This window comes from Parasphingopyxis sp., assembly GCF_052168275.1.
Taxonomy (GTDB): domain Bacteria; phylum Pseudomonadota; class Alphaproteobacteria; order Sphingomonadales; family Sphingomonadaceae; genus Parasphingopyxis.
Window position 1 is genome coordinate 48,528 of record NZ_JBQLZM010000146.1, and the last position, 8,709, is coordinate 57,236.

Sequence of the window (8,709 nt, forward strand, 5' to 3'; positions counted from 1 at the left end):
GCCATCGCGCGCCGATGCGTGGTTTCCTCGACACACTGTTTGCCTAAAGAAAAATTTGTCCGGACAAATCTTGAGCCCGGACTGAAATTGACATAGTCAGGCAGTCGAACGGGTTTTGGGAGAAACGAAATGGTCGCCATCAAGACGGTCTTTAAACTATCATTATCGGGCGCCGCGATGAGCGCGGCGCTGCTTTCGGCGCCGGCCATCGCGCAGGCCGACGGGGATACGGCGCAGGCCGATCCGGCCGGCCTCGGCGTCATCGTCGTGACCGCGCAGCGGCGCGAGGAAAATGTCCAGGACATCCCGATCGCCATCTCCTCCTTCTCGCCGGACGAACTCCAGTCGCGCGGCATCGGCAACACGCTGGAACTCGGCGAGTTCGTGCCGAACCTGATCGCCCAGAACAATACGGGCCTCGGCGCGTCGAACGCCTACTTCCTGCGCGGCATCGGCAATACCGAATCGATCGCGACCTTCGATCCGCCGATCGGCACCTATGTCGACCAGGTCTATCTCGCGCGACAGAACGGCAACAATCTGAGCCTGTTCGACGTCGAGCGCGTCGAGGTGCTGCGCGGCCCGCAGGGCACCCTGTTCGGCCGCAACACGACCGGCGGCGCGATCAGCATCGTCCTGCGCGAGCCCGGCGACGAGTTCGGCGGCTTCATGGAATTAGGCTATGGCCGGTTCGACCGGATTCTCGTGCGCGGTTCGATGGACATTCCCGTCAGCGACAGCGCGGCGTTCAAGGTCAGCGGCTATTATAATGATGATGACGGCTATGTGGACAATATCACCACCGGCGAAACGCTGAACGACAGCGACGGCTATGGCGCGCGCATCGCCTTCCGGCTCGAGGCCGATATCGCCGAATGGAACATCGCCTATGCGCGGATCAATAATGACGGCGAGAATATCCTGAACTTCCCCTGCCGGTCGATCGACCCAGCGACGCCCGCCAATTGCGATGTGCGCTTCGTGACGACCGGATCGGTCGAAAATCCGGCCGCTCCGTTCCCCGGCATGTCAGGCCGCAAGGCAAATTACGGTCTCGGCAGCCGGTCCGACATGGATCTGATCACCTCGAATATCGAGCTCGACCTCAGCGACGAGGTTTCGGTGAGCTTCATCACCGGCTTCACGCATCTCGTCCAGCAGTTCAATCTCGACTTTTTCGACGGCCGCTTCGGTCCGAGCCTGGCCAATCCGTTTCCCGCGGTCATCGCGTCGCCCTTCGGCGGGTTCAACATCTATAACGACCAGACCAATACGCAGATCACGCAGGAGGTCCGCTTCAACGGATCGATCGCGGACGGGCTGATCGATTTCGTCGCCGGCGGCTATTATTTCTACGAGGATACGAGCACCGATTTCGCCGACACGTTCGGCGCGATCGGCGCACCATTCCTGGTGGCGGATCGGGTCATCGACAATGATGCCGAAGCCTTCGCCCTCTATGCGCAAGCCGACGTGCACTTCACCGATCAGTTCACCTTCACCGCCGGCCTGCGTTGGACGGACGAGGAAAAGACGTTCCAGATCCGCGATAACCGCCCGATTTGCAACGGCGACCAGGGCGCGCCCGGCTGCCTGAGCAATTTCAACCTGATCGCCGCAAACGGCACGCCGATTCCCGACGAGCAATCGGTCAGTATCCTCACGCCGCGTTTCGCGCTGAATTACGAACCGAACGACGATCTGCTGTTTTTCGTTTCAGCGACGCGCGGCTTCAAGTCCGGCGGCTGGAACGCACGCGGTACGGCCGGCGCAGAATTGCTGCCGTTCGGCCCGGAAACGACATGGAGCTACGAGGCCGGTGTCCGCAGCGAATTCTGGGACAATCGGGCGCGCCTCAACGTGACGGCCTATTATGCCGACACGACCGGACTGCAGACGCCCTCGGCCTTTATCCGGGGCAACGGCACGATCGGCTTCATCACGCGCAACTTCGCAGATTACGAGAATTACGGGATCGAGGCGGAGCTTACACTGGCGCCGATCGACGGGCTCAACATCTTCGCGAGCCTGGGCTGGCAGGATGACCAATATATCATCGATCGCAACGCGCCCGCTGTCGATCAGTTCGGCGTGACCTCGGTCGCCGCGCAGCAGGCGCAATGCCAGGCGGCGCTCGCGGCGAACACGCCGTCGCCGGCCTGCGGCGCCGGGATCGTCGCGCCGGATGGCAGCATTGCCGATCCGGTCCGAACGCCCGACTGGTCGATCGCCGGCGGCATCAGCTACGAATTCCCGATCGGCAGCAACTGGACGTTCACACCGTCCGTCAATGCCGCCTATCGCTCGTCCTTCGAAACCGGAACGAGCGCGCTGACCATTTACCAATCGGCGCCGGGCCAGTTCAACACGACTGGCAATGGCGAATTTGTGACCGGCTCGTTCAACGACGGCTATTTCATCGTCAACGCGGGAATCACCTTCGCTGAAGTGGAGGAAGGGCTGCGCGTTTCGCTGACCTGCTCCAACTGTTTCAGCGAGGATTACAACTCGTCGACGCTGGCCAACTACACCTATTACAACGCACCCGGCACCTGGCTGGTCAGCGCCCGGTACGACTTCTAGGCGCGGCGGCCGGGAAGGGGACGCGGCATGAAGGGATGGCGGCTGTGCGGAGGCATCGGGCTGCTGTCCCTTCTGCTTTCCGGGCCCCTCCATGCGCAGGACGATGCCGGGCGCGACCGGCTGCTCGAACAGCGGCTCGGCAGCTTCCTCGCCGGCGGCTATGATCCGCTGACCACGCCGGTCGGCTGGTACAGCCCGACGGCGCGGGTCGACGGGGCCCGCTATCCGGAGGTCCGCCAGGTCGCCGAAGCCGATGCGTTCGATCCAGAGGCGTTGGCGGCGGTGGCCGGGCATGCCGAGCGGATCGGGAGCTCGGCGCTCTTGGTTTCGCACGGCGGCGCGCTCGTCCATGAAAGCTATTGGCGGGACAGCGGGCGCGATACCCATTTCAACCCGCAATCCATGTCGAAGACCGTGCTCGCGCTGCTTGTCGGAATCGCCATCGACGAGGGCCATATCGGCGGCGTCGGCGATCCGGTCGGCCGCTATGTCGCCGAATGGGCGGACGATCCGCGCGGTGCGATCACGGTCCGCAACCTCCTGCATATGTCGGGCGGGCTCGAACAGCTCGGCGGCGATTACGGCTATGCCGTGGTGCCGGAAAATCCCGCCGTCGCCCAGCATTTCGGCAGCGATTTCGTCGGGCCGATCCTCGGGCTCGCCCAGGCCGATCCGCCGGGTGCGCGCTGGGACTATAACAACAACGAAAGCAACCTGCTCGGCGTGCTGCTCGAACGGGCGACGGGCCGCCGCTATGCCGATTATCTGTCGGAGAAATTGTGGCGGCCGCTCGGCCTCGCCGATGCGGCGATGTATCTCGATCGCGAGGGCGGGACGCCGATGGTCAGCTGCTGCATCCTGTCCCGGCCGATCGACTGGCTCCGGATCGGCGAGCTGATCGCCGGCCGCGGCGCCTTCGCAGGCGCGCAGCTCGTGCCCGCCCAATGGATTGCGGAGATGATCGCGCCCGCGCCGACGCGGCCGGGTTACGGCTATCAGATCTGGCTCGGCGACCAGCGGGTCGGCGGCGAACCCGATCCGCGGCCCGGCCTCATCCCCTGGCAGAGCGAGCCGTTCGCGGCAGATGATCTGATCTTCCTGCACGGCCATGGCGCGCAGCGCGTCTGGATCATTCCGTCCCGCGATCTGGTCATCGTGCGGGCGGGCCGCAGCTGGCCGACCGAATGGGACGAAGCCGCGATTCCCAACGCGCTGATCCGCGCGCTCGACGGCGGGGATGGCGAGCGATGACCGGGGTGACGCGCCGGAATTTTCTCCGCGCATCCGCCGCCGCGGCGATCGCGCCCGCGCTGCTCGGTACCGCCCGGCGGGCCGACGAAACCGCCGATGTCGTGATTCTCGGCGCCGGTCTGGCCGGTCTCTACACGGCCCTCCAGCTCACCGAGGCCGGCGCGTCGGTGCTCGTCCTCGAAGCGCGCGACCGTCCGGGAGGTCGCGTCCGGACGCTGTTCGATCTGCCCGGGCGGCCCGAGGCGGGCGGTACGCAACTGAGTTCCCACTATCGCCGGTTCGTCGGCCTGGCCGAGCGGTTCGCCATTCCGCTGATCGAGGATTCGCCGATGCAGCGGGGCGGCGCGCCCGAGCTGTATATCGCGCTCCGGGGCGAAACGATCCTTCCCGATCGATGGGCGGGCCATGCGCTGAACCCGTTCGATGGTCCGCTCGCCGGCCTGCCGCCCTGGGCGCTGCCCTTCGCGGCGATGGGCCGCGACAATCCGCTGCCCGACGTGGCGAGCTGGCGCGATCCGGCCTTTGCCGGATGGGACCGGTCGGTCGCCGACCATCTCGGCTGGACGAGCGAACAGCTGCGCCTCGGTTTCGGGACCAACCCGGGCTATGGCGCGTCGGCCTACAGCCAGTCGGCGCTGATGTGGTTCCAGATCCTCAAGGCGATCGCCGAGCCGGGCGGGCGGCTGCTGACCGTGGAAAACGGCAATCAGCGCGTGCCCGACGCGATGGCGGCGGCGCTCGGCGATGGCGTGCGCTACGGCGCGGGGGCCCGTGGCATCGCGAGCGAAACCGACGGCGTCGAGATCCGCACGATGGACGGCGGCCGCTATCGCGCGCGCCATGCGGTGGTCACGCTGCCGACCAGCGCACTCCGGACCGTCGATATCGATCCGGCTCCGCCGCGCGCCCAGCAGCGCGGCATCCGGAGCCTGCCCTATAACCGGGTCGTGCGCGCCTATTTCGCGCCCGTGCGGCGCTTCTGGGAAGAGGACGGCCTGCCGCCCTCGGTCTGGAGCGACAGCTATGCGGGCCGCGTCTTCGCGCTGCGCGGCGGGGGCGGGACCGAGATCACGATGATGCAGAGCTTCATCACGGGCCCGGCGGCCGAACGGCTCGACCGGATGCCGCAAGCCGAGGCGATGGCGCTCGTGCAAGCAGAGATCGAACGCATCCGCCCCGCCGCGCGCGGCGCGCTCCGGCCCGCCGCCTATGTCAGCTGGGGACGCGATCCCTATGCCGGCGGCGCCTATGCCTGTTGGGCGCCCGGCCAGATCGCCGGCTTCGCCGATGCGCTGTCGCAGCCGCACGGCCGGCTGATCTTCGCGGGCGAACATACTGCCGTCCGCGCGCGCGGCATCGAAGGCGCGCTCGAATCCGCCGACCGGGCGGCGCAGGCGGTGTTGGCGGCGCTTTAGGAGGAGAGGGCTGGTGCGTCGATCGCGCGCGAGCGATCGTCCGACGAAAAAGGGCGCCGCGTCTCCCGACGCGGCGCCCCTTCCTTAGGCTCTATGACGGATCGCCCTAGAAACCGGCACTGACCGCCACGCCGAAGTGGCGGCTGCGGCGCAGCGCACCGACGAAATTGCGGCGGAAGCTGTTGTTCGCATCCGCATAACGCAGCACCAGCGGCGAGCTGTCCTCGTTCGTCAGATTGTTGACGTAGAAGTGCACCCGGTAATTGTCGTTCCGGAAACCGAGCCGCGCATTGACCAGCGTCGTATCGCCATTGTCGATCAGATTGTGCACCTGGGCGAAGACCCGGCTGCGATAGCTGATATTGGCGCCGGCGAAGAACTCCCAGCCGCTCGAGCCGAGATCGGTCTGATAGTCGACATCGGCGAAGATCGTGTGTCGCGAGGTGCGCGGGATCTGGCGGCCGGCGATCGATCCGAAGAGCGACTGGCACCCGGCCGTGTTCGGGAACTGGTCGCCGATCGAACAATCGACCAGACCATTGTCCCGGACGTCGTTGAGCACGCCCTCATTCTCGTCGAACCCTTCGGTGAATTCGGGATCGAGCAATGTATAGTTGGCGGTGAACGTCCAGTTCGGGTTCGGCCGGACCTGCGCTTCGATCTCGAAGCCCATGATCCGCGCATCGCCGGCATTGGTGATGGCCGAAACCGTATTGTTGGCGTTCTGCACATTCTGGGTCAGCTGATAGCCGTCGATCTCGTTCAGGAAGGCGGCGAAGTTGAAGGTGAAATCGCCGAACGTGTTCTTCGTGCCGATTTCATAGGCCGTCGCATCTTCCTGGTCATAGGTCGGCACGCCCGCGGCGATCGCCGTGACGCCGTTGAAGCCGCCCGGCTTGGTGCCGGTCGCGAACACCGCGTAGAACAGATTGTCCGGCGTCGCCTGCCAGCTCAGCGTGATCCGGGGATCGAAGCTGTTGAACGTTTCGCGCCCGGCCGCCTGGTTGAGGATCGGGCCGCCCTCGTCCTGCTCGATCGCGGAAAAGGAGATCCGCTCGGAAGCATAACGGCCCTCGACGGTCAGTTCGAGATTGTCGGTGATGTCGAACCCGACCGATCCGAAGATGGCGAGGTTGCGGATGTCGGTTTCCGTGCTGTCACGCGAATTCGGCGTCGAAGGGCCAAAGAACGGCGCGATGCTGCCGCAAATCGGGTTGGCCGCGCACAACGCCGCCTGCTGGGCGAAAGCCGCGCCGAAGCTTGCTCCCGCCTGTGCGGCCGCATTGGCCGGCACTTCGCGAACGTCCTGCGTGTCGACATCCTGTTCGAAATAATAGCCGCCGAGCAGGAAGCGGAACCGGTCGCCTTCATACAGGAACTTGATTTCCTGGCTGAAATCGTGGGCGTCGGTCAGTCCCTCGAACGTGAAGTCGACGGTGCTGCCGACATAGCCGAAGGGGAAGGAGATACCGCCCGGGCCGAAGCTCGGCGGGCCGGCGGGGAAACCGCCGGGGGTGAATACCGCGGTCTGGAACGCGGTCGGCGAATAGTCGGCATCGACCGCGAACAGCGTGTCGCGATCATTATAGCCGGTCAGCGAGACGAGCGTCAGGTTTTCGGTCAGGTCGACTTCGATCCGCGACGACAGGTTGAGCGTGTCGACATAGGTGCCCACCGGGCTTCCCGCCGCGAACTGGATGCTCGGATCGGCGGTCACCGGCTGGGGCCGCAGCGTCCCGCAGAAATAGCGTCCGCCGCCACCGTAAAGTGTGCCGTTGTCGAAGATGCAGTTGTTGGCCGTCGCCGGAATCGAGAACAGCGCTGCCTGGCCGTCATCCGCTTCCGAATAATAGCCGCGCAGCCGCACGCGGACGGGGCTGCCCGCCGGCTCATAGGCGACCACGCCGGAGAAGGAGAGCGATTCCTCCTGGCCGAAGGTCACGCCCGTGATCGGGTTCACATGTTCGCCGCCGAAATCGTAATAGCGGACCTGCGCGCCGGCGGTCAGGCCTTCGGCGATCCCGCCTTCGATATTGCCGGTGATCTCGTAGCGATCGTCTTCGGAGATATCGACGGTCAGCCGGCCTCCCAGCTCGTCGCTCGGCGTGCGCGTGATGATGTTGATCGCGCCCGAATAGGTGTTGCGTCCGTAGAGCGCGGATTGCGGACCTTTGACGACTTCAAGCCGCTCGATATCGTCGATATTATAGTCGGAGATCGAGCCGGTGATGTAGATGCCGTCGATAAAGGTCGCGACGCCCGAATCGCCGAGGATGTTCGCCTGGCCGCGAATCACCGGGCGGTTCGAATCGCGCCCGAATTCATTGTCGAAGGTCAGGCCCGCCGTGGTGTTCGCGATATCGGTCAGATCCTGCAGGTTGAGCTGCTCGATCGTCTCCGCGGTCGCGACGGCCACCGAGACCGGCGCATTCTGCAGCGCTTCCTCGCGGCGGCGCGCCATGACGATGATCGGCTCGTTGCCGCCCGTTTGCGCGCCTTCGCCCGCCACCTGCGCGCTCGCCGGTCCCGGCAGAGCGAAAGCCGCGATACCCGCGGTCGTCGCGAGCAATAATATCTTGTTCCGTGATGTCATGTGTCCCTCCCAAAACTCTTTGATTTGACAGTCAGTGTCTCCGGTAAATTTGTCCAGACAAATTTTATTTTCGACGCAGTGAAGTCTCATAGTGTGGCGCAACTGCAACGCCTGTGTTGTGGCTATTCTACGGTTGGTTGTCGCCCGGCATGCCGGCCGGGCAGCGGATGACGTCAACGCCGAGCAGCTCGGTGTCGGGCGTCAGATAATCGTTCCGCACGGGTTCCGTGCGCGCGAGATCGGTCGACAGGTAGCGGGCGCTGTTGTCGCACAGGATCGTCGCGACCGGGCCGCGCGCGCCGCATTCGGCAATCGCCTTGAGCGCGGCGACGATGTTCGCGCCGCTCGATATGCCGACGCCGAGGCCGAGCCGGTGCGCGAGCTGCTGCGCCATCAGGATCGCATCGCCATCGGCGACCGCGATCACCGGGGCGAGTTCGCCCAGCTTGACGATGTCGGGGATGAATTCGTCCGAGACGCCCTGGATGCGGTGGTGGCCCACCTTGTGACCGGTCGACAGGGTCGGCGATTCGGCCGGCTCGACCGGATGGACGGCGATATCGTGACCATGGGCGGCGCAATAGCGCGCCGCGCCCATCACCGTGCCGCCCGTGCCGACGCCGGCGACGAACGCGCCCGGCGTCTGGCCGACGCTTTCCATCTGGGCGAACAGTTCGGGCATCGTGCCCTCGGTATGGGCGCGCCAGTTATCGTCATTCTCGAACTGGCGGGAAAGGAACGCGCCGTCGCGCTCGGCCATCGCCTTCGCCTGCGCGATCGCGCCGAGAAAGCCGCCTTCCTCGCGCGAGACGAGGCGCAGCTCGGCGCCATGGCTGGCGAGCAGCGCACGCCGCTCCGCGCTCATCC

General features: G+C 65.4%; 5 protein-coding genes. 3 read left to right on the top strand and 2 right to left on the bottom strand.

The window, feature by feature from the left end:
* Positions 1-129 precede the first annotated feature (129 nt).
* The 3 genes from ACTS1X_RS13570 to ACTS1X_RS13580 are packed head-to-tail and all read left to right on the top strand — an operon-like array spanning position 130 to position 5,249.
* Positions 130-2,583 carry a TonB-dependent receptor gene (locus ACTS1X_RS13570; protein ID WP_442614939.1) on the top strand — a complete coding sequence of 818 codons (2,454 nt, stop codon included), beginning with the start codon at positions 130-132 and terminating at the stop codon, positions 2,581-2,583.
* Positions 2,584-2,610: 27 nt separating this feature from the next.
* Positions 2,611-3,834 carry a serine hydrolase domain-containing protein gene (locus tag ACTS1X_RS13575; RefSeq protein WP_442614940.1) on the top strand — a complete coding sequence of 408 codons (1,224 nt, stop codon included), beginning with the start codon at positions 2,611-2,613 and terminating at the stop codon, positions 3,832-3,834.
* Positions 3,831-5,249, top strand: coding sequence for a flavin monoamine oxidase family protein (locus ACTS1X_RS13580; RefSeq protein WP_442614941.1), 1,419 nt, complete (start codon positions 3,831-3,833; stop codon positions 5,247-5,249). The genes ACTS1X_RS13575 and ACTS1X_RS13580 overlap by 4 nt, the downstream gene beginning before the upstream one ends.
* A gap of 106 nt (positions 5,250-5,355) precedes the next feature.
* Here ACTS1X_RS13580 and ACTS1X_RS13585 read toward each other — a convergent pair whose 3' ends face one another.
* Both ACTS1X_RS13585 and ACTS1X_RS13590 read right to left on the bottom strand, forming a co-directional pair.
* The gene (locus ACTS1X_RS13585; RefSeq protein ID WP_442614942.1) at positions 5,356-7,842 is read right to left on the bottom strand and encodes a TonB-dependent receptor; all 2,487 of its coding nucleotides are present in this window, start codon (positions 7,840-7,842) and stop codon (positions 5,356-5,358) included.
* A gap of 127 nt (positions 7,843-7,969) precedes the next feature.
* Positions 7,970-8,709: PLP-dependent cysteine synthase family protein (locus tag ACTS1X_RS13590; RefSeq protein WP_442614943.1), on the bottom strand; the 740-nt coding region annotated here is incomplete at its 5' end.

Coding starts and splice junctions, on each gene's coding strand:
- ACTS1X_RS13570 (WP_442614939.1), top strand. CDS start 130: ATGGTCGCCATCAAGACGGTCTTTAAACTATCATTATCGGGCGCCGCG.
- ACTS1X_RS13575 (WP_442614940.1), top strand. CDS start 2,611: ATGAAGGGATGGCGGCTGTGCGGAGGCATCGGGCTGCTGTCCCTTCTG.
- ACTS1X_RS13580 (WP_442614941.1), top strand. CDS start 3,831: ATGACCGGGGTGACGCGCCGGAATTTTCTCCGCGCATCCGCCGCCGCG.
- ACTS1X_RS13585 (WP_442614942.1), bottom strand. CDS start 7,842: ATGACATCACGGAACAAGATATTATTGCTCGCGACGACCGCGGGTATC.